This is a genomic window from Anaeromyxobacter sp. Fw109-5 (genome assembly GCF_000017505.1).
Lineage (GTDB): Bacteria > Myxococcota > Myxococcia > Myxococcales > Anaeromyxobacteraceae > Anaeromyxobacter.
The window spans coordinates 4007092-4032531 of the sequence record NC_009675.1 but is presented as its reverse complement, the minus strand read 5'-3'; the positions used below and the strand labels follow the sequence as shown (position 1 = coordinate 4032531).

The window sequence follows — 25440 nt, the reverse complement described above, 5'->3', positions numbered from 1 at the left end:
CCGCGCGGCGTAGCGTCACCTCGATGGCGCCCCCGGGCAGGCGAAGGACCCCCGCGATGGCGGACGACGCTCCCCCCCTGGCGCGCGCCAAGGCGCTCGCGCTCCGGCTCCTCGCCAGCCGCGCGCGCACCGAGGCGCAGCTCCGCGCCCGGCTCGCGAAGGCCGAGCTGGGGGCGGAGGGGGACGCGGTGGTGGGCTGGCTGCGCGGGCTCGGCTACCTCGACGACGCGGCCTACGCCCGCGCGCGTGCCCGCGCGCTCGTCGCGCCCGGGCGGCTCGGCCCGCGGCTCGCGGAGCGGCGGCTGCGCACGGCCGGGATCGCGGGCGCAGAGGCGCGCGCGGCCGTCGCCGCCGCGCTCGCGGAGGCCGAGGGGGAGGGGGAGGGCGGCGAGGTCGCGCTCTGCCGCGCCCTCGCGGCTCGCCGCGCGCGCGGGGCGGCGCTCGAGACGCTCGACGATCGGGCGCGCCGGCGGCTCGCGCGCTTCCTGCTCGGGCGCGGGTTCGCCGGCCCGGTCGTCGCGCGGGTGCTGGGGATCTGGGAGGACGCCTGAATCACGGCCTCCGAGCGCGGCTGCGCGCCGGGCGGGCCTCTGTTATCCTCCCCGGCCTCATGCGCCTCCCCGCCGCCCTCGCGCTCTGTGTCCTCCTGTCCGCGTGCGGCTCGAAGCGCGTCAGCTTCAGCGGCCAGATCAAGTACGAGCCGACGGCCGAGGCCAACTACGAAGCGGGCGTGGACGAGCTCAAGCACGACAACTTCTCGGAGGCGGTGAAGTTCTTCGAGTACGTCCGGACCAAGTTCCCGTTCTCGAAGTACGCGCCGCTCTCCGAGCTGCGGCTCGCCGACCTCAAGTTCGACCAGGAGCGCTACGTCGAGGCCGCCGAGGCCTACCAGCAGTTCGTGACCATGCACCCCACGCACGAGGAGGTCGAGTACGCGGAGCTCCGCGTCGGCCTCTCGTACCTGCGCGACGCCCCCGGCGACTTCGTCCTGTTCCCGCCGGCCCACGAGAAGGACCAGCGGCAGGTGGAGAAGGCCGCCCGCGCGCTGCGCGACTTCGTGCAGGCCAAGCCCGACTCGAAGCACGCGCCCCAGGCGAGGAAGCTCCTCGCCGAGGCGGAGGGGCGCCTCGCGTCGCACGAGTGGTACGTCGGCGAGTACTACTTCAAGCGCAAGCGCTGGGCGGGCGCGGCCGGACGTTACGAGGCCCTCGTCGCGAAGTACCCCGGGTCGCGGCACGAGGCGGAGGCGCTCATGAAGCTCGCCCGCTCGTACCTCGAGATCGACGAGAAGCACCGCGCCCGGACGGCGCTCCAGAAGCTCATCGTGAAGCACCCGCAGGACCCGCGGCGCCCGGAGGCGGAGAAGCTCCTTGCGTCCCTCCGGTGAGCCGCCGGGGGCGCCGCGTCCGGAGCTCGGCGCGCGGGCGCGCGTCCGCCGGGAGCGGGCGGCGCGGGTCGGCGCTCCCCACCTCGTCCCGTCGCTGCTCGCGCTCCTCGCCGCCGCGGCGGCGTGGGCGCTGTGGGGAAGGATCTCCTGCGGGGGCGCCGGCCTCGCGGTCTCGAGCCCCGAGACGCAGGTGAAGGCGGCGCTCGCGCGCCAGGATCGCGCCCGCGTCCCCGACGTCTACGGCTTCCGCTCGGGCGGCACCGCCTCGTTGCGCGCGGTGCGCTACGAGGACGTGGTGGTCGCGGTGGATGGGGGCAAGGCGCGCGTGGTGGCCGTCGTCGAGGCCGACGGCGACGTGGCGTGGGGAGACGAGCGCGCGCAGCTCTCGTACGTGGGGCGCGAGGCGTTCGAGATGAGCCGGTGCAACGCCGCCGGCTGGTGCGGCGACGGGCGGCAGTTCGCGGGCCTCAAGGGCGTGCTCGCCACGCTCTTCCGGCGCGAGGACGCGTTCAACGGTCGGGATCCCGACTCCTACGCGCGCCTCGTCTCGGAGCGGTACGCCGGGGCGGGCGGCAAGGACGCGTTGCTCGCGCGCCTCCGCGAGGATCTCCGCGCGGCGCCCGCGGCGCGGGTGCGGATCTCGGCGTGGCAGATCCGGGTCGAGCGCGACCGCGCCATCGTGGGCGAGGACTACGAGCTCGCGGTGGGCGAGGAGCCGCCGCGCGCGCTGCGCGCCCGCTACGAGCTCGTCCGCGAAGGGGAGCGCTGGGCCATCGCGTCGGGGCTGTGATCGTCGCGCGCCGGGGGGCGCCGTCATGATCGGCGTGGCCACGCCGTCCGCGTGCTACGCTGCGCGGCCGGAGGGCTCCGTGGACGACACCCTGAAGCAGTCGCTCGCGCTCGGGCGCGCGTACTATCTGAAGAAGGACTACGGCCTCGCGGAGACGTACCTGACGCAGGTGGTCGAGTCGAACCCCTCGTTCGCCGACGTCTACAACATGCTGGGCGTCGTCTACCACGACCAGGGCCAGTACCAGAAGGCGCTGCGGGCGTTCGAGGCGGCGCTGCGGATAAACCCCGGGTACACGGACGCGGCGCTCAACCTGGCCGTCACCTACAACGACACCGGCAAGTACCGCGAGGCGCAGGAGACGTATCGGCACGCGCTCTCCCGCTCCGGCGCCGCGCACGGGAAGCTCGACCGCTACGTCCAGGGCAAGCTCGCGAACATGTACGCGGACATCGCCGACGTGTACCTCTCCGCCGGCCTGCACGAGGAGGCCATCGCCGAGTACCGCCGCGCCCTCGCGCTCGGCCCCGCGTTCTGCGACATCCGCGCGAAGCTCGCGGGCGCGCTGCGCGACGCGGGCGATCGCGAGCAGGCCATCCGCGAGTACGAGGAGGTCGTGCGGCAGAACCCCTCCTACGTCCTCGCCCGCCTGAACCTGGGCCTCGCGCTGTACGGGGGCGGGCGCAGGGAGGACGCCGTCGCGCAGTGGCGCGCGGTCCTCGAGGTCTCTCCCGGCAACCGGAACGCGGAGCTCTACCTCCAGGTCGCCGGCGCCTGACGTCGGCGCCGGCCGTTGCCCGCGCGCGGCGGCGCCAGTATGGGGATCGCATGGAGCTCGAGAAGATCCGTCTCACGAGCATGAGCCACGGCGCGGGTTGAGCCTGCAAGATCCGCCCGGCGGATCTGGCGCAGGTGCTGCGCCACGTGCCCAGGGTCGAGGAGCCGCGCGCCCTCGTGGGGACCGAGACGCGCGACGACGCGGCCGTCTACAAGCTGTCGGACACCGAGGCCATCGTCGAGACGGTCGACTTCTTCACGCCCGTCGTGGACGACCCCTACTGGTTCGGCCGCATCGCCGCGGCGAACGCGCTCTCGGACGTGTGGGCGATGGGGGCGCGGCCGCTCTTCGCGCTGAACCTCGTCGGCTGGCCGGTCGCGAAGCTGCCCATGGAGATGCTCGGGGAGGTGCTGCGCGGCGGCGCGGAGTCGGCGCGGCTCGCGGGGGCGCCCATCCTCGGGGGCCACTCGATCGACGACCCCGAGCCGAAGTACGGCATGGCCGTCACCGGGATCGTCCACCCCGACCGCGTGCTCCGCAACGTCGGCGCGCGCCCGGGCGACGTCCTCCTCCTCACGAAGCCGCTCGGGAGCGGCATCGCGACGACCGCCATCAAGCGCGAGAAGGCCGACGCGGCGCTCATCGAGCGCGCCATCGAGGTGATGAGCGCGCTCAACCGCACGGCGGGCGAGCTCCTCGCGGCGAGCGGCGCCGTGCACGCGCTCACGGACGTCACCGGCTTCGGCCTCCTCGGCCACGGCTGGGAGATGGCGGAGGGCTCGGGGGTGAGCCTGAGGCTGCGCGCGGAGGCGATCCCCGTCCTGCCCGGCGTCCGCGACCTCGCGGCGCAGGACGTGGTGCCCGGCGGCTCGCGCGCGAACCTGAGCTGGATCCGGCCGAACGTGCTCTTCGCCGAGGGGCTCCACCCCACGACGCCCATCGTCCTCGCCGACGCGCAGACGAACGGCGGGCTGCTCGCCGCGGTGGAGGGCGCCCGCGCCGGCACGCTGCTCGAGGCGCTGCGGGCCGCCGGCGTGCAGGCGGTGGCCATCGGCGAGGTGGCCGAGGGTGACCCGCCGCGGATCGAGGTCTTCTAGTCCGGGAGGCGAGCGGAGCCGCCCGCGGTGGCGCACGGACCCTGCGAGCGGGTACGGCGGCGCCGACGCCCTTTGCCAGGGCCAGGTCGGCGGGGCGGCGGCGCAGCGCTCGTGAGATCGTCTGCTAGAATCGGCGCCGATGCTCGCCGGGATCGCCGCCGCCCTCCTCCTCGCCGCCGCGCCTCGCCCCGCGTTCGTCGCGGTGGTGGATCCAGGCCACGGGGGCGACCAGGAGGGCGCGCTCTCGCCCTCCGGCGAGAAGGAGAAGGATCTCGCGCTCGAGATCGCGCGCCGCGTCGCCGCGCGGCTGCGCGCCGTCGGCGGCAAGGTGGTGCTCACCCGCACGGGCGACATCGCCGTCCCGCTCGCGAACCGCGCCGCCGTGGCGAACGCGCTCCGCGCAGACCTGTTCGTCTCGGTGCACCTCAACTCGATGCCGACGGCGGAGGCCCGCAGGCACTCCGCCGGCGTGGAGACCTACTTCCTCTCACCCGACGCGACCGACGCCTCCGCCACGGCGGTGGCCGCCCGCGAGAACGCCGATCGCCTCGCCGGGGAGCCGGAGCTCGATCCCGCCGATCCGGTCGCGGCGATCCTGCAGGATCTCGAGGACCAGGACGCGCTCGCGGGGTCGTCGCGGCTCGCGTACGCGATCCACGATCAGCTCGTCGGAGGGCTCGGCGCGGAGGATCGCGGCGTGAAGCAGGCGCCGTTCTACGTGCTCGCGGGGGCGCGGATGCCGGCGGTGCTCCTCGAGGTCGGCTTCATCTCTCACGAGGGCGAGGCCGCCCGGCTGCGGGCGCCCGAGTACCAGGAGCGGATCGCCGCCGCGATCGCGGAGGGGATCGCGGCCTGGCGGAACGCGGCGCGCCGGGCGAGTAGGTGAGGTCGGGCCCGAAGCCGTGGCGGCGGGCTCACGCTCGTGCTATCTCGCCGCCCCATGCGCACGAACGGTCGCGGCCCGCGGGATCTCCGGAACGTCGTCCTCGAGCCCGGCGTGTCGAAGCACGCCGAGGGCTCCTGCCTCGCGCGCTTCGGCGACACGCACGTGCTCTGCACCGCCTCGGTGGACGAGAAGGTCCCGCCGCACGTCTACGGTACGGGCGCGGGCTGGGTCACCGCCGAGTACGGGATGCTGCCGCGCTCGACGCACGAGCGGATGGCACGGGAGGCGGCGCGCGGCAAGCAGGGCGGCCGCACGCTCGAGATCCAGCGCCTCATCGGCCGCGCGCTCCGCGCCGCCGTGGACCTGCGCGCCCTGGGCACGCGCACCGTCACGCTCGACTGCGACGTCATCCAGGCGGACGGGGGCACGCGGACGGCCGCCATCACCGGCGGTTACGTGGCGCTCGCGCTCGCGCTGCGGGGGCTCCAGCAGCGGAAGACCCTCTCGCGCAACCCGCTCGCGCGCAGCGTCGCGGCCGTGTCCGTCGGCCTCGTCGAGGGCGAGGTCTGCGTGGATCTCGACTACGGGGAGGACTCGACGGCGGAGGTGGACATGAACGTCGTCGCGACCGGCGACGGCGCGCTCGTCGAGGTGCAGGGCACGGCGGAGGGCAAGCCGTTCCCGCGGTCCGATCTCGACCGGATGGTGGACGCGGCGCTCGAGGCCATCGGGCGTCTCAAGGAGCGCCAGGAGCAGGCGCTGCGGGGCTGAACGCCGTGGATCTCCTCTTCGCCTCGACGAACCCCGGCAAGCTGAAGGAGCTCCGGCGGCTCGTCGCGGGGCTGCCCATCCGCGTCGTGTCGCCCGACGAGCTGCCGCGCGCCCTCCCGGAGGTCGAGGAGGACGGCGCCACGTTCCAGGCGAACGCCGAGAAGAAGGCCTCCACCTACGCGCGGCTCGCGGGGATGGCCGCCCTCGCCGACGACTCGGGCCTCGCCGTGGACGCGCTCGGAGGAGCCCCTGGGGTCCGCTCCGCGCGCTGGTCGGACGAGGAGCCAGGGCCGGCGCCGGCGAGCCCCGTGTGCGACCTCGCCGAGGCGGCCGCAGCGGAGCTGGGCCCGGTCGCCGGGCGCGGGGCGCGCGACGAGCGGAACAACGACAAGCTGCTCCGCTCCCTCGCCGGGCTGCCGGACGAGCGGCGCGGCGCGCAGTACGAGGCGGTGCTCGCGGTGGCCCGCGCGGACGGCTCTTTGGTGGCGAGCGTGGCGGGGGTCTGCCGCGGACGGATCGGCCACGCCCGCCGCGGGACGGGCGGGTTCGGCTACGACCCGCTCTTCGTTCCGGACGGGCAGGGCGGGCGGACGATGGCGGAGCTCTCGGCGGAGGAGAAGGACGCGATCTCGCACCGCGGCGACGCCTTCCGGAGGATTCGCTCGCTGCTCGAGCGGCTCGCGCGCGAGGGCGCTTGACGCCAGCACGGCGAGAGGCTAGAGACGGGCGTTCTCGGAAACGGCGGCCTCGGGCCTTCTGGTGTTCCGGGGCGTAGCGCAGCCTGGTAGCGCGCCTGCCTTGGGCGCAGGAGGTCGCGGGTCCGAATCCCGCCGCCCCGATCTTTGACAGCATGGGATGGCCGGGACGCCGAGGAAGCTCGCGGCGATCCCAAGCAGCATGGCGCCCGTAGCTCAGTTGGATAGAGCGTCGGCCTTCGAAGCCGCAGGTCGGGGGTTCGATTCCCTCCGGGCGCGCCACGCACGGCGCGACCTCCGGGCGCGCCGACTTTTTGGTTTACGGTGAGTATAGCTCAATCGGTAGAGCACTGGACTGTGGATCCGGGGGTTAAGGGTTCGAGCCCCTTTACTCACCCCATTCGTTTTCGAAGGGCACCTGCGCCCGTAGCTCAGCTGGATAGAGCAGCGGCCTTCTAAGCCGCGGGTCGGGGGTTCGACTCCCTCCGGGCGTGCCAACCGTCCGGCGCGGAGGCGCAGCCGGATGAGGCTGCGCCGGAGCGCGAACCGGCGTTGACATGCTGCGGGGAGGCTGCTAGATACGCGGCCCCTCGGCCATCCCGAGCAGCACTCGGGCGCGTAGCTCAACTGGCAGAGCAATGGACTCTTAATCCATAGGTTGAAGGTTCGATTCCTTCCGCGCTCACACGACGGGGATCTGGCGAAAGCCGGGTCCCCGTCGACTTTCGTGGCGCGTGAGCGGCCCGCAGCCGGAGCGTGAGGCTACGGGCCCGAGACGTCGGGAAGCGGCCGTCGCGAGCCTCTCCGTAGCCCTAAGCCCGTGGCCGGAAGCCTTCTTCCTCAGTCCTTCTTGCCGCCCTCGATGACGCCGAAACGGGGGCGCTTGCGCTCGGGGGGACGCAGGATGCCGGCCTTGATCGAGGGCCAGGGCAGGGCGCACTCGAAGCGGCGCCCGCGGAACGTCAGCTCGGCGCGCGCGCCCCACTCGTCGAGCAGCACCTCGGGGGTGTCTCGCTCCACCACCAGGTTCAGCCGGACGAGCTCCTCGTCCTTCAGGTACTCGGGGAGCTTCACGCCCAACGCGTTCGGCGCGACGATCACGCACTCGATCGCCTGGGCCGCGCGGCAGGCCTCCAGCATCTCGGCGTAGCGGTGCTGGACCGCGTAGAGCTCGAGCACCCCCTCCGCCCACGCCGGGCAGCCGGGCAGGCACTTCTCTTCCGGGGCATGCTGGTGAGCGACCGTCACGGGGCCATCTCGTACTACAAACCCGGGCCGTCGTCTGCGGCGGGCGTGGTAAAGGTCGTCGCCATCGGGCGGGTGGCGGAACTGGCAGACGCACCAGACTTAGGATCTGGCGCCGAGAGGCGTGAGGGTTCGAGTCCCTCCCCGCCCATTTCGCGCTTGACCACCCCCGCCCCACGCACATAGCACTACCGGCTTTCCGCGATCCGCCAGAAGGGCCCGAAACGACATGAAGATCCAGGTCGAGAACGTCTCCCCCGTCGAGAGGAAGGTCAGCATCGAGGTCGACCCCGACCGAGTCGCCCAGGAGCTCGAGCGCGCCTACGCAGGGCTCGGGCGGCGGGTGAAGCTGCGCGGCTTCCGGCCGGGCAAGGCGCCGCGCAAGGTGCTCGAGCGTCAGTTCCGCGCCGAGGTCGAGAGCGAGGTCCTCGAGAAGATCGTCCAGCAGACGTTCGCCGAGGCGGTGAAGGTCGAGTCGCTCCCGCTCGTGGCGCCGCCGCACGTCTCCGTCTCCGAGGGCGTCGCGGACGGCAAGCCGATCCGCTACACCGCCCGGGTCGAGGTCAAGCCCGCCATCGCGCCGAAGGACTACCGGGGACTCGAGGTCACGCGGAAGGCGCCCGAGGTCACGGACCAGATGGTCTCGGACGAGCTGAGCCGGCTGCAGGACTCGCTGGCGCAGCTCGTCCCGGTGGAGGGTCGGTTCGAGGCGCAGGAAGACGACTGGGCCGTGATCGACCACGAGGGGACGATCGACGGCAAGCCGTTCGAGGGCGGCAAGGCCGAGGGCGTCACGGTGAAGGTCGCCCCGGGCGCCATCTCCGACGGGAACCTCGAGGCCCTGAAGGGCAAGAAGCTGGGCGAGACGGTCGAGCTGGACGAGCCGTTCCCGGAGGATCACCGGGTCGAGCAGCTGCGCGGCAAGACCGCCCACATGAAGGTGACGCTGAAGGCGCTCAAGACGCGCCAGCTCCCGGCGCTGGACGACGCGCTCGCGAAGGAGGCCGGGGTGGAGGGCATCGAGACGCTCGACGCCCTGCGGGCGCGCATCCGCGCGGACCTCGAGAAGCGCGAGAAGCGTCGCGCCGAGTCGGAGGTGAAGGACGCGCTGGTCAAGGCGGCGCTCGCGAAGAACGAGTTCGAGGTCCCCCCCGCGCTCGTCGAGCGCGCCATCGACTCGATGCTCGAGGGGGCCGCGGAGCGGTTCGCCCGCTCGGGGATCGACATCCGGCGCCTGGAGCTCGACTTCGCCAAGATGCGCGCCGACATGCGGGAGCAGGCCCTGCTGCAGGTGCGCGGGGCGCTCCTGCTCGAGGCCATCGCCGACGCGGAGAAGATCGAGGTCACGGATGAGGACTTGCAGGCGGAGGCCGCCCGCATCGCGGAGGAGCTGGGGGCGCCCCTTGCGAAGGTCCAGCAGCAGATGCGCGGCAAGGACGCGCGCGAAGCACTAAAGAACAAGGTGCGGGAGGACAAGGCGCTCGCCCTGCTGTCCTCGGCCGCGAACATCCAGCCCGCCTAGGAACCCGGTCCCATGCCCTACATCCCGATGCCCTACGTCGTCGAGCAGACGCACCGCGGTGAGCGGAGCTACGACATCTACTCGCGCCTGCTCAAGGATCGGATCGTCTTCCTCGGGACCCCGATCGACGACGACGTCGCGAACGTGGTGATCGCGCAGCTGCTGTTCCTCGAGTCCGAGGACCCGGACAAGGACATCAGCCTCTACATCAACAGCCCGGGCGGTTCGGTGACCTCCGGCCTCGCGATCTACGACACCATGCAGTACGTGAAGCCGCAGGTGTCCACCATCTGCCTCGGCCAGGCGGCCAGCATGGGCGCGTTCCTCCTGGCCGGGGGCGCGGCGGGCAAGCGGTTCGCCGTCCCGAACGCGCGCATCATGATCCACCAGCCGATGGGCGGGTTCCAGGGACAGGCCACCGACATCGACATCCAGGCCCGCGAGATCCTTCGGCTCAAGGCGAAGCTGAACGACATCCTCGCGAAGCACACGAAGCAGCCGCTGGAGCGGATCGAGAAGGACACCGATCGCGACTACTTCATGGGGGCCGGCGAGGCCAAGGAGTACGGCCTCATCGACGAAGTGATCGTGCACAAGCCGAAGGCGACGGAGAAGAAGGCGCAGTAAGATTTTCGAGAGGGCGGTCGCGCCGGGGTACCCTGGGGGGCAGCAGCCGGGTGAGCGTGCTCGTGACGAGGAGGTAGGCTTTGGAGAAGCGCGAGACCTTGAGCTGCAGCTTCTGCGGGAAGTCGCAGAAGGAGGTCAAGAAGCTCATCGCTGGGCCGACGGTCTACATCTGCGATGAGTGCATCGGCCTCTGCAACGACATCATCGCGGAGGAGATCGCCGGCGAGGAGAAGCGCGAGCAGAAGCTCCGCGTCCCGCGCCCGTCGGAGATCAAGACGATCCTCGACGAGTACGTGGTGGGCCAGGAGCGAGCCAAGAAGACGCTCGCGGTCGCGGTCCACAACCACTACAAGCGGATCGAGAGCCGCGTCTCGATCGACGACGTCGAGCTGCAGAAGTCGAACATCCTGCTCCTCGGCCCCACCGGCTCGGGCAAGACGCTGCTCGCGCAGACGCTCGCCAAGATCCTGAACGTCCCGTTCACGATCGCCGACGCGACGACCCTCACCGAGGCCGGCTACGTCGGCGAGGACGTCGAGAACATCATCGTGAACCTGCTGCAGGCCGCCGATCACGACATCGAGCGGGCGCAGAAGGGCATCGTCTACATCGACGAGATCGACAAGATCGCCCGCAAGAGCGAGAACCCGTCGATCACCCGCGACGTGTCGGGGGAGGGCGTGCAGCAGGCGCTCCTCAAGATCATCGAGGGCACGGTCGCGAACGTCCCGCCGAAGGGCGGCCGCAAGCACCCCCAGCAGGAGTTCCTGCAGGTCGACACGACCAACATCCTCTTCATCTGCGGCGGCGCCTTCTGCGGCCTCGAGCAGATCATCGAGCGCCGCTCCGGCGGCCGCAGCCTGGGCTTCGGCTCCGACGTCACCTCCAAGAGCGAGAAGAACATCGGGGAGCTGCTCGCGATGGTGGAGCCCGACGACCTCCTCAAGTTCGGGATGATCCCGGAGTTCGTGGGCCGCCTGCCGGTGATCACGAGCCTCGAGGAGCTCGACGAGCCCGCGCTGATCGAGATCCTCACCAAGCCGCGCAACGCCCTCGTGAAGCAGTACAAGCGGCTGCTCGAGATGGACGGGGTCTCGCTCAAGTTCACGGACGGCGCGCTCAAGGCCATCGCGCGCGCGGCGACGAAGAACAAGGCGGGCGCCCGCGGGCTCCGCGCCATCCTCGAGAGCGCGATGCTCGACATCATGTACGACGTGCCGAGCCGCCGGAACGTCCGGGAGATCGTGATCTCCGAGGACGTGATCGACAAGAAGGAAGCGCCGCTCGTGGTGATGCAGAAGGAGGCGGAGAGCGCGTAGCCGCTCGTCGCCGCCCTCGCCTCCGGGACGGGGCCGCCTCGGCGGCCCCGTTCGCGTTGGCGGGGCGTCCCCCCGCTCAGGACGCGTGCACGTAGCGGAACCAGGTGAGCCGGTCGGCGAGCGGCTCGCCCGTCGGGGCGTTCCAGCGCGGCGGCGCCGCCGCCCAGCGCGCGCGCAGCTCGCCCGCGAGCCGGCGGGCCTCGGCGAGGTAGCCGGTCCGCAGCGCGTCGGCCTCCTCGTCGGAGAGCGGCGGCTCGGGGGCGGCGCCCGGAGCGGCGAGGTCGGCGAGCGATCCCACTCGCAGGTCCACCGGACACGGCTCCGGGGGCGCTCCCGCCGCGCGGCGCCAGGTGCCGTCCATCCAGCCCAGCCGGTAGAGCGGCACGAACGCCTCGCCCTCCTCGGCGAGGAGCTCGATGGCCGACAGGAGGAAGTCCACCTCGGCCGGGGTGGCGTGGTAGGGGAGCGAGATGCGCACCCAGCCCGGCTTCAGCGCCTGCACGCCGGCGGCGATCGCGCGGCGGAACTCCGCGGAGCGCTCCGGGCCGATGCCGAGGAGCCGGTGGCCGTAAGGCCCGGCGCACGAGCAGCCCGCCCGGCTCTGGATCCCGAAGAGATCGTCGAGGAGCGTCGCCACGAGGGCATGGTGCAGGCCCTCGACGTTGAACGACAGGATGGGCAGGCGCGGCCCGGTGGACGGGCCGTAGAGCCGCACGCGCGGTTGCCGTCGTAGCCGCGCGACCGCGGCCTCTGCGAGCGCGACGTCGTGGGCGAGGATGCGCTCGGGCCCGACGAGCTCCTTCACCAGGAAGGCGAGCCCGGCGCGCACGTCCCCGAGGATGTCGGGCGTGCCGCCCTCCTCGCGCTCCGCGAGCCGACCCGTGTAGTCGACGGAGAGGCGCGCGGGCGCGGCGGGGCCGGGGGCCTCGCCGGGGCCCACGTAGTCGACGGTGCCGCCGCCGGGGCGCTCCGGCGCGCGGCTGCGGAACAGCGCGCGGTGCGCCACGAGGATCCCGGAGCCCTCCGGTCCGCCGAGGAACTTGTGGGTGGAGACGAAGATGGCGTCCAGCCGCTCCGCCGGATCGGGCGGGTGCATGTCGATCGGCACGTACGGCCCCGCGGCGGCGTAGTCCGCGCAGGCGAGGAAGGCGTGGGCGTGGAGCACCCGCGCGATGCCCCGCACGTCGGACAGGGCGCCGGAGACGTTGGAGGCGGCGGAGAACGCCCCGATTCGCAGCGGCCGGCCGGCGTGCGCCCGGGCCTTGCGGGCGAGGTCGTCGAGGTCGAGCCGCCCGGCGGCGTCGAGCTCCACCTCGACCACGTCGGCCACCGACTCGAGCCAGGGCAGCTCGTTCGAGTGGTGCTCGTACGGCGAGACGAGCACGACGGGTCGCTCGCCGTCGGGGATCGCACCCGAGAGGCGGTAGCGGCGCTCGAGCGGCTCGGAGATCCGCAGCCCGAGCAGCCCGACGAGCTTGTTCACCGCGGCGGTCGCTCCGCTCCCGACGAACAGCACCACGTCCTCCTCCGAGGCGTGGACGCAGCGGGCGATGGCGGCGCGGGCGTCCTCGCGCAGGCGCGTCATGGCCCGGCCGGTCGTCGAGAGGGCCGTGTGCGTGTTGGCGTAGAGGGGCCGCGCCGAGGCCACGCGCGCCTCGACGAACGAGAGCGCGCGCCCGGAGGCGGTGAGGTCGGCGTAGGTGACGAGGCGGGGGCCGAGCGGCGACTGGACGAACGTGCGGCGGCCGATCTCGGACGCGCGAAGGAGGGCGGTGGCCTCGGCGAACGTCATGGCGCTCGGTTGTAGCCGCCCGGAGGGCGGACCGCCAGGCGACCGGACGGCCTCGCGTCAGCGCCGGGCCGCCGCCCGATCGCCGCGCGGCGCCTCGCTCCCGGGCGGGACGGGGCTCCTCCTCGACGCCCCGGCGGGCGCACGTGGCGCGTCCGGGCGGGCGCGCGAAGTCCCTGTGTGGTGTGCACGGTTCGGCTCGAAGAAGCCCGGCCGGTCCGCTGTTACATGGTGGTAGAAATCTCGAACCCGCCGGCGGGTTCCCCCGCCTGGCCGCCAAGGAGCCGACAGACGTGCCCATCTTCTCGCGCAACGACGACGGCAGGAGGGACGGGAAGAGGACCCGCAGCCTCCCGCTCCTTCCGCTCCGCGACATCATCGTGTTCCCGCACATGGTGGTGCCGCTCTTCGTCGGCCGGCAGAAGTCGATCGCGGCGCTCGAGGAGGCGATGGCCCATGACAAGGCCATCCTCCTGTGCGCCCAGAAGAAGGCGAAGACGAACGAGCCGTCCGCCGAGGACATCTTCGCGGTCGGGACGATCGGGACGATCATCCAGCTGCTCCGGCTGCCGGACGGCACGGTGAAGGTGCTCGTCGAGGGCAAGCTCCGCGCGCGCGTGAAGCGCTTCCTCGACTCCGAGCGCTTCCTGCTCGCCGAGGCGGAGGAGATCGAGGAGACCAGCGATCGCACCGTCGAGCTCGAGGCGCTGATGCGCTCGGTGCAGTCGACCTTCGAGGCCTACGTCAAGCTGAACAAGCGGATCCCGCCGGAGATGCTCACCAGCGTCGCGTCGATCGACGACCCGGCGCGCCTCGCCGACACCATCGTCGCGCACCTCTCCCTCAAGCTGAACGACAAGCAGTCGATCCTCGAGACCGAGTCGCCCACCAAGCGGCTCGAGAAGCTCTACGAGCTGATGCAGGGCGAGATCGAGATCCTGCAGGTCGAGAAGAAGATCCGGACGCGCGTCAAGAAGCAGATGGAGAAGACGCAGAAGGAGTACTACCTAAACGAGCAGATGCAGGCCATCCAGAAGGAGCTGGGTGAGCGCGACGAGTTCAAGAACGAGATCCAGGAGCTCGAGGAGAAGATCAAGAACAAGAAGATGTCGAAGGAGGCCACCCTCAAGGCCAAGAAGGAGCTCAAGAAGCTCAAGATGATGAGCCCGATGAGCGCCGAGGCCACGGTGGTGCGCAACTACATCGACTGGATCCTCACGCTCCCCTGGTACGAGTACACCGAGGACAAGCTCGAGATCCCCGAGGCGGAGCGGATCCTCGACGAGGATCACTACGGGCTCCGCAAGCCCAAGGACCGCATCCTCGAGTACCTCGCCGTCCAGAAGCTCGTCGAGAAGATCAAGGGCCCCATCCTCTGCTTCGTCGGCCCGCCCGGCGTGGGCAAGACCTCGCTGGCGCGCTCCATCGCCCGCGCCATGAACCGGAAGTTCGTCCGCATCAGCCTCGGCGGCGTCCGCGACGAGGCCGAGATCCGCGGCCACCGGCGCACCTACATCGGCGCGCTGCCCGGCAAGATCATCCAGTCGCTGAAGAAGGCCGGCTCGGGGAACCCGGTGTTCCTCCTCGACGAGGTGGACAAGATGTCCACCGACTTCCGGGGCGATCCCTCCGCCGCGCTCCTCGAGGTCCTCGACCCCGAGCAGAACCACAACTTCAACGACCACTACCTCGACCTCGACTACGACCTCTCGAAGGTCATGTTCATCTGCACGGCCAACACGATGGGCGGGATCCCCGGGCCGCTGCAGGACCGCATGGAGGTCATCCGCATCGCGGGGTACACCGACCTCGAGAAGCTCTCCATCGCGCAGCGCTACCTCATCCCGAAGCAGCGCGAGGTGAACGGGCTCGAGAAGGTGCCCGTGGAGTTCAAGCGCAGCGCGCTCAAGGCGCTGATCCACAAGTACACGAAGGAGTCCGGGGTCCGCTCGCTGGAGCGCGAGGTCGGCTCCGTCTTCCGCAAGATCGCCAAGGACGTCCTGAAGCAGGACTCGCTGGACGGCAAGCAGTACGTGGTCACCGAGAAGGCCGTGCAGAAGTACCTGGGGCCGCCGCGCTACCGCTACGGCACCGCGGAGGAGAAGGATCAGATCGGCCTCACCACCGGGCTCGCCTGGACCGAGCTCGGCGGTGAGCTGCTCACCGTCGAGGCCCAGGTGATGCCCGGCAAGGGCAAGCTCATGATCACCGGCAAGCTGGGCGAGGTCATGCAGGAGTCCGCCCAGGCGGCCATGAGCTACGTGCGCTCCCGCGCGGATCTGCTCGGGCTCGACAAGCGCTTCCTCGAGAACGTCGACATCCACGTGCACGTCCCGGAGGGCGCCATCCCGAAGGACGGCCCGTCCGCCGGCATCACCATGGCGACCACGCTCGTGTCGGCGCTCTGCCGCTTCCCCGTCCGCAAGGACGTCGCGATGACCGGCGAGATCACGCTGCGCGGGCGGGTCCTGCCCATCGGCGGGCTGAAGGAGAAGGTGCTCGCGGCGCACCGCGGCGGGATCAAGAAGGTCCTCATCCCGAAGGAGAACGAGAAGGACATCCGCGAGATCCCGAAGAAGGTCCGCGAGCGGCTGCAGATCGTGTGCGTGGACCACGCCGACGACGTGCTGCGCGAGGCGCTCGTGCTCGAGCACGCCGACACGTTCCTGCGTCGCGCGCCGGAGGCGTCGGCGCCGGAGCATCCGGAGGCGGCGGCCCAGGCTTAAGAGGCCGTGAAACAATCCCGACGCCTGCTGCGACGCACGCTGCCTGCCTGCGCGGGGCAGACTCCTCCCTGCGCTGCTCGACGTGCCTCACAGGCACGCCTGCGCTGCTCGGTCGTCGTGTGCCCCGCTCGTCGTCGGCATCGCGCGTCTCGCGACGGCTCGGGAATGTTTCACGACCTCTGAGCCGCTCCCTCGGAGGTAACGAGGCCGGACGCCCGCGCGGGCGCCCGGCCTCGTCGCGTCTGCGCGGCGCGGCGGGGGAGGGACGCTGCGGCTCGCGCGCCTCTCGCCCGGCCGTCGTGCGCACCCCGCGCCGGGCGGGCATAATGGCGGCCGCGACGGCGGCCCGGGGCGCCGCCTCGCCCGGAGCCCGGGATGCGTCTGCTGGTCCAGCTCGTCGAGGCGCTCTCCGTCTTCCTCGTCATCTTCTACCTGTACTGCCGGTCGCCCGCGTTCCGGCCGCTCAGGGCCGAGTGGCCGCGGCCGCGCGGGAAGGTGCGCCTCTACCTCGTGTTCACCGGCATCGCGGTGCTGGGGAACTACCTCGGGATCCCGGTGCTCGACGGCGAGGCGATCGTCAACACGCGAGCCGTGGGCGCGACGCTGGCCGGGCTCCTGGGCGGGCCGCTCCTCGGGCTCCTCGTCGGCGCGACCGCGGGCGTCCACCGCGTGACGGCGCTGGGCGGCGCCGCCGCGCTCGCGGGGGCGGTGGCGACCACGCTGGAGGGGCTCCTGGGCGGCCTCGTGCACGTCGCGCTGCGGCGCAGGCCGGAGCGCCTCATGACGCGCGCGGTCGCGTTCGCGACGACCTTCGCGGGCGAGATCCTGCACATGGGCATCGTGCTCCTCCTCACGCGTCCCTTCGGTCAGGCGGTGGAGGTCGTGCGAGTGATCGGGCTGCCGATGATCCTCGCGAACCCCGTGGGCGCCGCCCTCTTCATGGCGGTGCTCAACGAGCGCCAGCGAGAGCACGATCGCGTCGCGGCCGCGTCCTCGGCGCGCGCCCTGAAGGTGGCGGAGCGGACGCTCGGGCTCATGGCGCGCGGCTTCGGCCCGGAGCTCGCGAAGGAGCTGGCCGACATCGTGAAGGAGGAGACGGGCGTCGGGGCGGTCGGCGTGACCGACACGGAGCGGGTCCTGGCGTGGGCGGGCCTCGGCGGCGACCACCACGCCCCCGGCGGCCCGATCATGTCGCCCTTCACGCGTCAGTCGATCTCGGCCAACGCGGTGACGTTCGCGGACGGCGTCCACCAGTCGTACGACTGCCGCATCTCGCCGGAGTGCCCGCTCAACTCGGTGATCGTGGTGCCGCTGCAGATCGACGGCGCCGTCGTCGGGACGGTGCAGCTGTTCGAGCCGCGCGACCGTCGCTTCCTCAACATGAACCGGACCCTCGGCGAGGGCATCGGCGCGCTCCTGTCGAGCCAGCTCCTCGTCACGCGCTACCAGGAGCAGAAGAACCTGCTGCTCCAGGCGGAGCTGAAGCTCGTGCACGCTCAGGTGAACCCGCACTTCCTGTTCAACGCGCTCACCACCATCATGGCGGTGACGCGGCGGGACGCGCCGCGCGCCCGCGAGCTGCTGAGCCACCTCTCGAACTTCTTCCGGAAGAACCTGAAGCGGAGCGGTGAGCTGTCGACGCTCAGGGAGGAGCTGGAGCACGTCGGCTCGTACCTCGAGATCGAGAAGGCCCGCTTCCAGCACCGGCTCGTGGTGGAGACCGACGTGGACGCGTCCCTGCTCGACATGAGGCTGCCGACCTTCACGCTCCAGCCGCTCATCGAGAATGCCATCAAGCACGGGGTCTCCGCGGCGGTCGGGGCGGGCACGGCGCGGATCCGGGCGTACCGGCGGGACGGCGCGGCGGTGATCGAGATCGAGGACGACGCCGGGGCCTACGCCGAGCGCCCCGGCGGCGACGGGCTCGGGATGAAGATCGTCGACCGGCGGATCAAGCAGCTGCTCGGGCCCGAATACGGCGTGAGCGTCGCGTGCGTCCCCGACGAGCTGACCCGCGTGACGGTCCTCCTGCCGGTCGAGGGGGTGCGCCGATGATGATGCGCGCGCTGATCGTGGACGACGAGCTGCTCCCGCGCGAGGAGCTGGCGCTGCTGCTGAAGGCGACGGGGGAGTTCGTGGTGGTGGGGGAGGCCGAGGACGGGGTGGAGGCCCTCGCGGCGATCCGGCGCGAGCGTCCCGACGTCGTGTTCCTCGACGTCAGGATGCCAGGCGTGAGCGGGTTCGACCTCCTCTCGATGATCGAGGACGAGGTGATGCCGCAGGTGGTGTTCGTGACCGCGCACGACGAGTTCGCGATCCGCGCCTTCGACGAGGACGCGGTCGACTACCTGCTGAAGCCGGTGTCCCCCGAGCGCCTCGCCCGGACGGTCGAGCGGCTGAAGCAGCGCTCCGCGCCGTCCGGCCGCCCGCCGTTCGCGAGCGCCCCCATCACGCGCGTCCCGTGCGCGGGCAAGCGCACCATCAAGCTGGTCAACGTGACGGACGTCGAGATCGTCAAGTCGACGATCTCCGGCGTGTACGTGGTGAGCGGTCAGGGCGAGTTTGGCACCGAGCTGACGCTGCAGGTGCTGGAGGAGCGCGCCGGGCTCCTGCGGTGCCACAAGCAGTACCTGGTGAACGCCGCGGCCATCGACGAGGTCTCCCTCGGCGACGGCTCGAACGCGACCATCCGCACCCGCTCGGGACACACGGTCCCGATCAGCCGCCGCCACCTCTCCCGCGTCCGCGAGCTGCTGGGGTTCTGACGGTGAGCGGGCGCCTCCGGTCGCGTTCGCCGAGGGCGCCGTCGTGCAGGCTCACGCCGGCGGGACGCGCGCGTAGTACCGGTGGGCGCCGCGCGCGCTCGGCAGCGGCACGAGGCCGAGGCGCGCGAGATCCCAGCCCGGCGCGCCGTCCTTCACGACCACCCAGCGTCGCGCCACGCGGCGGGCGTCCCGCAGCGCCTCGGCCGCGAGCGGGCTCGCCTGGGCCAGCCGGCGGACGAGATCGAAGCCGCCGGGCTCGGCGCGGGCGTGGCGGAACATCGGGTCGAACACCACCACGTCGAAGCTGCGGGGCGGGAGCGCCGCGAGCGCGGCCCGGTGCTCCGCCGCGCGCACCTCCACCCGACGCGCGGCGGGGTCGGGGTGCCGGGCGAGCCCCTCCGCCACCCACGCGGCGAGCGCGGGGGAGGCCTCCAGCCCGACGACGCGGCCGCGCGGGCCCGCCGCGACCGCGGCGACCAGCGCGTCCGCGCCGAGCCCGAGGGTGCAGTCCAGGACCGCGTCGCCGGGGCCGATCCCGGTGGCGGCGAGGAAAGGGTCGGGCGGGCCGGAGCCCGCGCCGCGCTTCGCCCTGAGCGCCCCCATGCCCGGCGACCAGCGCCGCTCCTCCCCGTCCACCACGAGCGCGGCGTGGCGCGCCGACAGCACGAGCAGCGCGTCGGCCCCCGCCTCCGCGCGCGCCGCCTCGAGCGAGCGGTGGCCGCGCGGCGTGAACGGCAGCGCGTGGCGCGCCGCGGCCGCGCGGGCGGCGGCCTCCTCGGCGGGGGAGGGGCGGAGCGGGGTGGTGACGGCGAGCTTCATCGGACTGGGGGCGGCGGGCCCTTGCCCCCGCTACTCAAGGCTTATATAAGAAATCGCGAATGGTCACGAGGAAGGCGAACGGGCGCGCCGCGAAGGTCCGCAGCTTCTCGGCCACGGACGAGGACGCGGCCATGCTGGAGGCCGTCGCCCGCTACCACGGGTTCTCCAAGTCCGCGACGCTCGTCGGGCTCGTCCGCCGCGAGTTCTGGCGCCTCTTTCCCGCCGGCACGGGCGACATCAAGCCCGCGCGCGGCGCCCGGGTGAAAGCATGACCCTCCCTGTCTTCCCCATCCACGACCCCGTCGCGAGCCCGGAGGCCGGCAGCGACCTTCCCGCCGGCGACGTGCGCGAGCTCGAGGACGAGATCCGCGCGCTGGCGAAGGAGAAGGACGCGGTCATCCTCGCCCACAACTACCAGCTCCCAGAGATCCAGAAGATCGCCGACCACGTCGGCGACTCCCTGCAGCTCGCGATCACCGGGAAGAAGGTCCCCCAGTCCACCATCGTCTTCTGCGGCGTGCACTTCATGGCGGAGTCGGCGAAGGTGCTCGCGCCGGAGAAGCGGGTGCTCCTCCCCAACCTCTCCGCCGGCTGCTCGCTCGCGGACTCGATCACGCCCGAGTCGCTCGAGGACTGGAAGGAGCGCTACCCGGACCACGCGGTGGTCACCTACGTGAACTCCACCGCCGAGGTGAAGGCGCTCTCCGACATCTGCTGCACCAGCGCCAATGCGGCCTCGGTGGTCCGCTCCCTGCCGCAGCAGAAGATCCTGTTCACGCCGGACCGGAACCTCGGCGACTGGGTGAAGGGGAAGGTGCCCGAGAAGGAGATCGTCGTCTACGACGGCTGCTGCCCCGTGCACGACGTGCTGCGCTCCGCGAACGTGAACCGCGTCAAGGACGCGAAGCCCGACGCGGTGGTGATCGCGCACCCCGAGTGCCGCGCCGACGTGATCGAGATCGCCGACGAGGTCTGCTCGACCACCGCCATGCTCACCGCGGTCGAGCGGCACCCGCAGGCCCGCACCTTCATCGTCGCGACCGAGCACGGCATCGTCTACCAGCTGAAGAAGCGCTGGCCCGACAGGGAGTTCATCGTCGCGGACGGCTGCATCGGCTGTCGCATGCACTGTCCGTACATGAAGATGATCGACCTCGTCATGGTCCGCGACGCGCTCCGCCGCGGCAAGCACGAGATCCACGTCCCCCAGGACGTGGCCGAGGGGGCGCGGCGCGCGCTGGAGCGGATGATCGCGGTACCGAGGGACGCCTGACCACCGGTACGTGCGCCGCGGCTACCCGCCGATCGCGAAGTAGAGCACGAAGGCGATCGCCGACCCCGCCATGAGCGGGTGGATCTCGCGGCCGCGGCCGCGGAGCGCCTTCAGCACGACGAAGGAGACGAAGCCCGCCCCGATGCCGTTCGTGATCGAGTAGGTGAACGGCATCACGCTCAGCGTGAGGAACGCCGGGATCGCCTCGGTGGGGTCGTCCCACGCGATGGCGCCGACCTCGCGCATCATCATGAAGCCGACCAGGACGAGGATCGCGCCCGTCGCGTGCGGCGGGACCACGCCCGCGAGCGGCGAGATGAAGAGGCAGAGCGCGAAGAGGGCCCCGGTCACCACCGAGGTGAGGCCGGTGCGGCCCCCCGCGGCGGCGCCGGAGGCGCTCTCGACGTAGGTCGTGGCCGACGAGGCCCCCGCGGCGCCGCCCGCGATCGCGGCGAGCGAGTCCACGAGCAGGACCGCGCTCGGGCGGGGGAAGTTGCCGTCCTCGTCGAGGTACTTCGCCTCCTGCCCGACCGCGACCACCGTGCCGACCGTGTCGAAGAAGTCGGACAGCATGATCGAGAACACCGCCAGGGCGGCGGGCACCACGCCGAGCACGGCGACGAAGGAGAAGTCCACGGTGCCCACCAGCGAGAAGTCGGGCATCGCGATGAACGAGGCCGGGACGTTCGCGACCTGCGGCCCGAACCCGGCGCCGCCGAACGCCGCCTTCGCGCTCACCGCGACGGCGGTGGACACCCCGATGCCGATGAGGAGCGCGCCGCGGACGTTCTTCGCCACGAGCCACGCGGTGAAGAGGAGCGTGAGCACGAAGAGCAGGACGGGGAACCCGGTGAGCCGGCCGTGCTCGCCCAGGGTCAGCAGCCCGCCGCCCGCGGACACGAACCCGGCGTTCTTGAAGCCGATGATCGCGAGGAAGAGGCCGATGCCGATGCCGATGGCGCGCTTCAGCGCCATGGGCACCGCCCGCACCACCGCCTGGCGCAGCCCCGTCGCCACGAGCGCGGTGATGACGAGGCCCTCGGCCACGATGACGCCCATGGCCTGCGCGTAGGAGAGCTTCATCGCGCCCGCGAGCTGGAAGGCGACCACCGCGTTGAGCCCCATGCCGGAGGCGAGCGCGAGCGGCAGGTTCGAGGCGAGCCCCATGGCGATGGTCGCCACCGCCCCGACGAGCGCGGTGGAGGTCAGCAGCGGCCCGAACATCCGGGGCCCCCCGGCGGCGCCGTGCAGGATCTCGGGGTTGACGAACAGGATGTACGCCATCGTCACGAACGTCGTGGCGCCGGCCAGGATCTCGCGGCGGACGGTGGTGCCGCGCGCGGTGAGGCCGAAGAAGCGATCCAGGGCGCCGGCCGTGGCCGCCGGCTGAGGGTTGGGGCTCATGCGATTCTCGTGGCGGTAGGGTGATGCGAGGCGGCGGAGGATAGCAGGGGCCCCCGCCGGTCACCGGCGAAGAGGGCGCGGCCCGGACGCCCTGTCGAGCGCCCGGGCCGGTCCCGCCGCGCGACTCCGCTAGCGGCGCGCGCGGCCCGACGGCTTGCCGCCCTTGCTCGCGGCGGGCCGCAGCTCCTGCACGACGCGCTCGGCGCCGTAGATCTTGGTGAGCGCCTCGACGATGGCGTCGGAGTGGACCGCCACGGTGCGGTTCACCGCCGGGTCGAAGCCGTAGTCGCCGCCCAGCGAGTGGATGTTGCCGTCGAAGACGAGGCCCACGATCTCGGCCTTCTCGTTGATCATGGGGGACCCGGAGTTCCCGCCGATGATGTCGTTGGTGGTCACGAAGTTGAACCGCGTCCGGAGGTCGAGCCGTTCCTTGGCGGTGAGCCAGCTCTCCGGCAGGGCGTAGGGATCGCGCCCGGTGTGCCGCTCGTACGCGCCCGCGAACACGGTGAAGGGCTCGACCGGCGTGCCCTTCTCGAGCCAGCCCTCGACCGCGCCGTAGGACAGCCGCAGCGTGAACGTCGCGTCCGGGTAGTTCGTCCGGCCCTGCACCGCGAAGCGCGCCTCGGCGATGCGCTCGTGGTTCTTCTTCACGACCGAGTCCACCTCGTCCTCGAACGTGCGGCGGATGGCGCGCGCGTCCGCGTCCACCGCCGCGGCGAGGGCGAGGAGCGGGTCGTTCGCGCCCTTCACGGCCGCCTCGCCGCCCTCCCAGAGCCGCTTGCGGACGGCGACGTCCCGGAGCTTCGTCCCTTCGACCACGCGCTTCGCGACCTCCTGCGGCGACTCCTTGCCGAGGAGCTTCTTCACGGTGGGGTGGTCCGTGCCGAGCCGCTCGCGGATCTTCGTGAGCGAGTGGCCGAGCAGCAGCGCCTCGAACTCGGGGTAGATGGGCGCCTGGCTGAAGAGCTCCTGCGTGAGCGCCGGCAGGTTGGACTCGCGGAACTCGCGCAGGCGATCCGGGTTGGGCTTCGGCCGCTCGACCGCGCCGCGGACGAGGTCGCGCGCCATCCCGAACAGCGTGCTGTTGCGGAAGCCGCCCTCGAGCGCGTTGTACTCGTCGCGGATCTGGAGCAGCCGCTGCTGCGCCTGGGCGATGGCGTCGAACGCGGCGAGCGCGTCCTTGCCCGCCGGGGCCTTCGCGAGCTGCGCCTTCAGCGTCTCCTCGCTCTCCACGAGGGAGCGGAAGAAGGCGCGATCCTGGAGCGCCAGGTGCCGCCCGCGCAGCGCCTTGTAGCCGTTCTCCACGTAGAACAGGAGCGCGTTCGAGGTGCGCTTCTGCTCGGGGCCGAGCAGCTGATACCCGGTGAGCAGGCCGCGCAGCTCGGCGAGGCTCTGCAGCCGGTCGGGCAGCACCACGTCGCGCTGCATGGCGAGCTGCGCCGTGGTGAGCCCGCGATCCGTGCCGCCCGGGTGGCCAGAGACGAGCGTCAGCTCTCCCGCCTCGGCGCCCTTCGCGGACCAGCGGAAGAAGTTCTTCATCTTGGCCGGCTTGCCGCCCTGGTACACGCGCAGGAACGCGACGTCGAGGTCGTAGCGCGGGAACATGAAGTTGTCGGGGTCGCCGCCGAAGAAGGCGATGGCGAACTCCGGGGCGAACACGAGGCGGACGTCCTGGAAGCGCCGGTACTTGTACAGGTCGTACACGCCGCCCTGGTACAGGGTCACGACGTCGCAGCGGAGCTCGTCGGAGGTCTGGCACTCCTTCTCCGCCTTTGCCATCTCGCCCTGCAGCGCCTTGTGGTAGGCCTCGCCCTCGAGCCCCTTCGTCGCGGCGCGGATGCGCTGCGTGACGTCGGTGATCTGGACGAGCTGGTTCACCTCCACCGTCGGGCACTTCACCTCGTCGGGGAGCGTCTTCGCGTAGAAGCCGCTCTTCACGAAGTCCTTCTGCGCGGTCGAGAGCTGCTCGATGCATTCGTGCGCGCAGTGGTGGTTCGTCATCACGAGGCCGTCCTCGGAGACGAAGCTCGCCGAGCAGCCGCCAGCGAGCCGCGCCGAGGAGAGCCGCGCGTTCTCGAGCCAGGCGTCGCTGGGCCGGAACCCGTACTTCTTCTCGACCTTGTCGGCGGGGAAGGCGTCATACGTCCACATGCCCTCGTCCGCCGCCGCGGCGAGCGGCGCGATCAGGGCGAGCGCGACGGCCAGTCTCTTCATGTCGGTGTGCCTCCGGGGAGAGAGCGCCGAGGCGGCCCGCCCCGGTGGCCGCGTCATAGGGCCGGCGTGTCGGGGAGTCAAGGCAGCCTGAACGTGACGCGAGGCGCGCTCCAGCCCGTCCTGGGCGCGGTAGGATCCGCCTCGTGGGGCTCTCCTCCCGCACCGCCTGGGACCTCTCGGCCAACGCGCTCGCGGCGCGGGTCGACGCGCTCCGCGCGAGCGGCCGGCCTCACCTGGATCTCGCCGAGTCGAACCCCACCCGCGTCGGGCTCGCCTGGGATCCGGCCGAGCTCGCCGCCGTGCTGGCCGACCGGCGCGTCGCGACGTACGAGCCGACGCCGGTGGGCCTCCCCGAGGCGCGCGAGGCGGTCGCGGAGTACCTCGCCGCGCGGGGCGCGCCGGTGGACGCCGGCCGCATCCTCCTGACCGCCTCGACGAGCGAGGCCTACGCGCTCCTCTTCAAGCTCCTCTGCGATCCCGGCGACGAGGTGCTCGTACCCGCCCCGGCGTATCCGCTCCTCGACCTCCTGGCCGATCTCGAGGCGGTCCGGCTGGTGCGCTACCCGCTGCGCGACGAGGGCGGATGGCACCTCGACCTCGCCGCCCTGGAGGCGGCGATCGGCCCGCGCACGCGCGCGGTGCTGGTGGTCTCGCCCTCGAACCCGACCGGCGCCGTGCACGACGCGGCGGAGCTCGCCGCGCTGGACCGGCTCTGCGCCGCGAACGACCTCGCGCTCCTCGGCGACGAGGTGTTCGCGGACACGGCCCTCGGCCCCTGCCCGAGCGTCGTCGCGGGCCGCCGCGAGGCGCTCGCCTTCCACCTGGCGGGCCTGTCCAAGATCTGCGGCCTCCCGCAGCTCAAGGCGGCCTGGATCGCCGCCGCCGGCCCGGAGGCGCGGGTCGGTCCGGCGCTCGCGCGGCTCGAGGTCGTCGCCGACGCCTACCTCTCGGTCTCCGGCCCGGCGCAGCTCGCGCTCGCGCCGCTCCTCGCGCGCCGCGAGCGCTTCCTCGCGCCGCTGCGCGCCCGCCTCGCCGCGAACCGGGCCACCTTGGCGGACCTCCGCGACGCGCCGGTGGGCGCGCTGCCGTCCGCGGGCGGGTGGACGGCGGTGCTCCGCATCGGACAGACCGTGGACGAGGAGGCGCTCTGCCTCGCGCTCCTCGACGACGGCGTCGTGGTGCAGCCCGGGTTCTTCTACGACTTCGAGCGGCCGGGTCACCTCGTCATCTCGCTGCTGCCCCAGCCCCACGAGCTCGCCCAGGGGATCGGACGCGTGATCGCCCGCTGCGCGAGCGGGGATTTCGCCAGTCCTTCCGGGTGATAGCGACCGAT

General features: G+C 72.1%; 22 protein-coding genes and 6 tRNA genes. 23 read left to right on the top strand and 5 right to left on the bottom strand.

Translation table 11 applies throughout. The annotated features are described in order from the left end of the window. Positions 1–56 precede the first annotated feature (56 nt). From ANAE109_RS17630 to ANAE109_RS17570, 13 genes are all read left to right on the top strand, one after another. A complete protein-coding gene (locus tag ANAE109_RS17630; protein WP_012098236.1) occupies positions 57–551 on the top strand; it encodes a RecX family transcriptional regulator in 495 nt (164 codons plus the stop codon). 59 nt (positions 552–610) lie between these two features. After that, positions 611–1387, top strand: coding sequence for an outer membrane protein assembly factor BamD (locus ANAE109_RS17625; protein WP_012098234.1), 777 nt, complete (start codon positions 611–613; stop codon positions 1385–1387). Further along, positions 1371–2177, top strand: coding sequence for a nuclear transport factor 2 family protein (locus tag ANAE109_RS17620; protein WP_012098233.1), 807 nt, complete (start codon positions 1371–1373; stop codon positions 2175–2177). Before ANAE109_RS17625 ends, ANAE109_RS17620 begins: the two co-directional genes overlap by 17 nt. A 79-nt stretch (positions 2178–2256) precedes the next feature. Beyond that, entirely contained in the window at positions 2257–2955 is a 699-nt protein-coding gene (locus ANAE109_RS17615) for a tetratricopeptide repeat protein (RefSeq protein WP_041449372.1), read from the top strand. A gap of 50 nt (positions 2956–3005) precedes the next feature. Next, positions 3006–4052, top strand: a complete 1047-nt coding sequence (gene selD, locus ANAE109_RS17610; RefSeq protein ID WP_083776950.1) for a selenide, water dikinase SelD — start codon at positions 3006–3008, stop codon at positions 4050–4052. A 139-nt stretch (positions 4053–4191) separates the two neighbouring features. Continuing rightward, a complete protein-coding gene (locus ANAE109_RS17605) occupies positions 4192–4938 on the top strand; it encodes an N-acetylmuramoyl-L-alanine amidase (RefSeq protein ID WP_012098230.1) in 747 nt (248 codons plus the stop codon). A gap of 54 nt (positions 4939–4992) precedes the next feature. Further along, entirely contained in the window at positions 4993–5709 is a 717-nt protein-coding gene (gene rph, locus ANAE109_RS17600) for a ribonuclease PH (RefSeq protein WP_012098229.1), read from the top strand. Positions 5710–5714: 5 nt separating this feature from the next. Next, positions 5715–6407, top strand: a complete 693-nt coding sequence (rdgB, locus tag ANAE109_RS17595) for an RdgB/HAM1 family non-canonical purine NTP pyrophosphatase (protein ID WP_012098228.1) — start codon at positions 5715–5717, stop codon at positions 6405–6407. A 67-nt stretch (positions 6408–6474) separates the two neighbouring features. Beyond that, a tRNA-Pro gene (locus tag ANAE109_RS17590) sits at positions 6475–6548 on the top strand. 61 nt (positions 6549–6609) lie between these two features. Beyond that, positions 6610–6686, top strand: a tRNA-Arg gene (locus ANAE109_RS17585). Positions 6687–6728: 42 nt separating this feature from the next. Further along, positions 6729–6804, top strand: a tRNA-His gene (locus tag ANAE109_RS17580). Positions 6805–6824: 20 nt separating this feature from the next. Then, positions 6825–6901: transfer RNA gene (locus ANAE109_RS17575), tRNA-Arg, on the top strand. A gap of 115 nt (positions 6902–7016) precedes the next feature. Continuing rightward, a tRNA-Lys gene (locus ANAE109_RS17570) sits at positions 7017–7089 on the top strand. Positions 7090–7244: 155 nt separating this feature from the next. Here the strand turns inward: ANAE109_RS17570 and ANAE109_RS17565 are convergent. Beyond that, positions 7245–7652 (bottom strand): hypothetical protein, encoded by a 408-nt coding sequence (locus tag ANAE109_RS17565; protein WP_012098227.1) that lies wholly within the window; start codon positions 7650–7652, stop codon positions 7245–7247. Between the two features lie 66 nt (positions 7653–7718). Here ANAE109_RS17565 and ANAE109_RS17560 point away from each other — a divergent pair. From ANAE109_RS17560 to clpX, 4 genes are all read left to right on the top strand, one after another. Continuing rightward, positions 7719–7800 (top strand) — tRNA-Leu (locus ANAE109_RS17560). A gap of 78 nt (positions 7801–7878) precedes the next feature. Beyond that, positions 7879–9171 carry a trigger factor gene (gene tig, locus ANAE109_RS17555; protein WP_012098226.1) on the top strand — a complete coding sequence of 431 codons (1293 nt, stop codon included), beginning with the start codon at positions 7879–7881 and terminating at the stop codon, positions 9169–9171. 12 nt (positions 9172–9183) lie between these two features. Further along, positions 9184–9798: an ATP-dependent Clp endopeptidase proteolytic subunit ClpP gene (clpP, locus tag ANAE109_RS17550; protein WP_012098225.1), complete on the top strand. Its 615-nt coding sequence runs from the start codon at positions 9184–9186 to the stop codon at positions 9796–9798. An 80-nt stretch (positions 9799–9878) separates the two neighbouring features. Next, complete coding sequence (gene clpX / locus ANAE109_RS17545) at positions 9879–11117, top strand: ATP-dependent Clp protease ATP-binding subunit ClpX (protein ID WP_012098224.1); 1239 nt, start codon at positions 9879–9881, stop codon at positions 11115–11117. A gap of 76 nt (positions 11118–11193) precedes the next feature. On the opposite strand, the gene ANAE109_RS17540 is transcribed toward clpX, so the two are convergent. After that, complete coding sequence (locus ANAE109_RS17540; RefSeq protein ID WP_012098223.1) at positions 11194–12909, bottom strand: aminotransferase class V-fold PLP-dependent enzyme; 1716 nt, start codon at positions 12907–12909, stop codon at positions 11194–11196. A gap of 290 nt (positions 12910–13199) precedes the next feature. Between ANAE109_RS17540 and lon the strand changes: the two genes are divergently transcribed. From lon to btsR, 3 genes are all read left to right on the top strand, one after another. After that, entirely contained in the window at positions 13200–15632 is a 2433-nt protein-coding gene (gene lon, locus ANAE109_RS17535; protein WP_012098222.1) for an endopeptidase La, read from the top strand. A gap of 375 nt (positions 15633–16007) precedes the next feature. Then, positions 16008–17687, top strand: a complete 1680-nt coding sequence (locus tag ANAE109_RS17530) for a LytS/YhcK type 5TM receptor domain-containing protein (protein WP_012098221.1) — start codon at positions 16008–16010, stop codon at positions 17685–17687. After that, the gene (gene btsR, locus ANAE109_RS17525; RefSeq protein ID WP_012098220.1) at positions 17684–18397 is read left to right on the top strand and encodes a two-component system response regulator BtsR; all 714 of its coding nucleotides are present in this window, start codon (positions 17684–17686) and stop codon (positions 18395–18397) included. Before ANAE109_RS17530 ends, btsR begins: the two co-directional genes overlap by 4 nt. Positions 18398–18448: 51 nt before the next feature. Here btsR and ANAE109_RS17520 read toward each other — a convergent pair whose 3' ends face one another. Continuing rightward, positions 18449–19216 (bottom strand): class I SAM-dependent methyltransferase, encoded by a 768-nt coding sequence (locus tag ANAE109_RS17520; RefSeq protein WP_012098219.1) that lies wholly within the window; start codon positions 19214–19216, stop codon positions 18449–18451. A 59-nt stretch (positions 19217–19275) separates the two neighbouring features. Here ANAE109_RS17520 and ANAE109_RS17515 point away from each other — a divergent pair, with 59 nt between their 5' ends. Both ANAE109_RS17515 and nadA read left to right on the top strand, forming a co-directional pair. Continuing rightward, positions 19276–19488 (top strand): hypothetical protein, encoded by a 213-nt coding sequence (locus ANAE109_RS17515; RefSeq protein ID WP_012098218.1) that lies wholly within the window; start codon positions 19276–19278, stop codon positions 19486–19488. After that, positions 19485–20489 carry a quinolinate synthase NadA gene (gene nadA / locus ANAE109_RS17510; RefSeq protein ID WP_012098217.1) on the top strand — a complete coding sequence of 335 codons (1005 nt, stop codon included), beginning with the start codon at positions 19485–19487 and terminating at the stop codon, positions 20487–20489. Before ANAE109_RS17515 ends, nadA begins: the two co-directional genes overlap by 4 nt. 21 nt (positions 20490–20510) lie before the next feature. Here the strand turns inward: nadA and ANAE109_RS17505 are convergent, their stop codons facing one another. Beyond that, a complete protein-coding gene (locus ANAE109_RS17505) occupies positions 20511–21893 on the bottom strand; it encodes an NCS2 family permease (protein WP_012098216.1) in 1383 nt (460 codons plus the stop codon). 129 nt (positions 21894–22022) lie between these two features. Then, positions 22023–24107, bottom strand: a complete 2085-nt coding sequence (locus ANAE109_RS17500) for a S46 family peptidase (protein ID WP_041448474.1) — start codon at positions 24105–24107, stop codon at positions 22023–22025. Between the two features lie 143 nt (positions 24108–24250). Here ANAE109_RS17500 and ANAE109_RS17495 point away from each other — a divergent pair, with 143 nt between their 5' ends. After that, a complete protein-coding gene (locus ANAE109_RS17495; protein WP_012098214.1) occupies positions 24251–25429 on the top strand; it encodes a pyridoxal phosphate-dependent aminotransferase in 1179 nt (392 codons plus the stop codon). Positions 25430–25440 lie beyond the last annotated feature (11 nt).

Bases quoted from the DNA above. Each gene is read 5' to 3' on its own strand.
- ANAE109_RS17625 (WP_012098234.1), top strand. From the start codon at position 611: ATGCGCCTCCCCGCCGCCCTCGCGCTCTGTGTCCTCCTGTCCGCGTGC.
- ANAE109_RS17605 (WP_012098230.1), top strand. From the start codon at position 4,192: ATGCTCGCCGGGATCGCCGCCGCCCTCCTCCTCGCCGCCGCGCCTCGC.
- btsR (WP_012098220.1), top strand. From the start codon at position 17,684: ATGATGATGCGCGCGCTGATCGTGGACGACGAGCTGCTCCCGCGCGAG.
- tig (WP_012098226.1), top strand. From the start codon at position 7,879: ATGAAGATCCAGGTCGAGAACGTCTCCCCCGTCGAGAGGAAGGTCAGC.
- clpP (WP_012098225.1), top strand. From the start codon at position 9,184: ATGCCCTACATCCCGATGCCCTACGTCGTCGAGCAGACGCACCGCGGT.
- ANAE109_RS17515 (WP_012098218.1), top strand. From the start codon at position 19,276: ATGGTCACGAGGAAGGCGAACGGGCGCGCCGCGAAGGTCCGCAGCTTC.
- ANAE109_RS17500 (WP_041448474.1), bottom strand. From the start codon at position 24,107: ATGAAGAGACTGGCCGTCGCGCTCGCCCTGATCGCGCCGCTCGCCGCG.
- rph (WP_012098229.1), top strand. From the start codon at position 4,993: ATGCGCACGAACGGTCGCGGCCCGCGGGATCTCCGGAACGTCGTCCTC.
- ANAE109_RS17530 (WP_012098221.1), top strand. From the start codon at position 16,008: ATGCGTCTGCTGGTCCAGCTCGTCGAGGCGCTCTCCGTCTTCCTCGTC.
- nadA (WP_012098217.1), top strand. From the start codon at position 19,485: ATGACCCTCCCTGTCTTCCCCATCCACGACCCCGTCGCGAGCCCGGAG.
- ANAE109_RS17540 (WP_012098223.1), bottom strand. From the start codon at position 12,909: ATGACGTTCGCCGAGGCCACCGCCCTCCTTCGCGCGTCCGAGATCGGC.
- ANAE109_RS17630 (WP_012098236.1), top strand. From the start codon at position 57: ATGGCGGACGACGCTCCCCCCCTGGCGCGCGCCAAGGCGCTCGCGCTC.
- ANAE109_RS17520 (WP_012098219.1), bottom strand. From the start codon at position 19,216: ATGAAGCTCGCCGTCACCACCCCGCTCCGCCCCTCCCCCGCCGAGGAG.
- ANAE109_RS17505 (WP_012098216.1), bottom strand. From the start codon at position 21,893: ATGAGCCCCAACCCTCAGCCGGCGGCCACGGCCGGCGCCCTGGATCGC.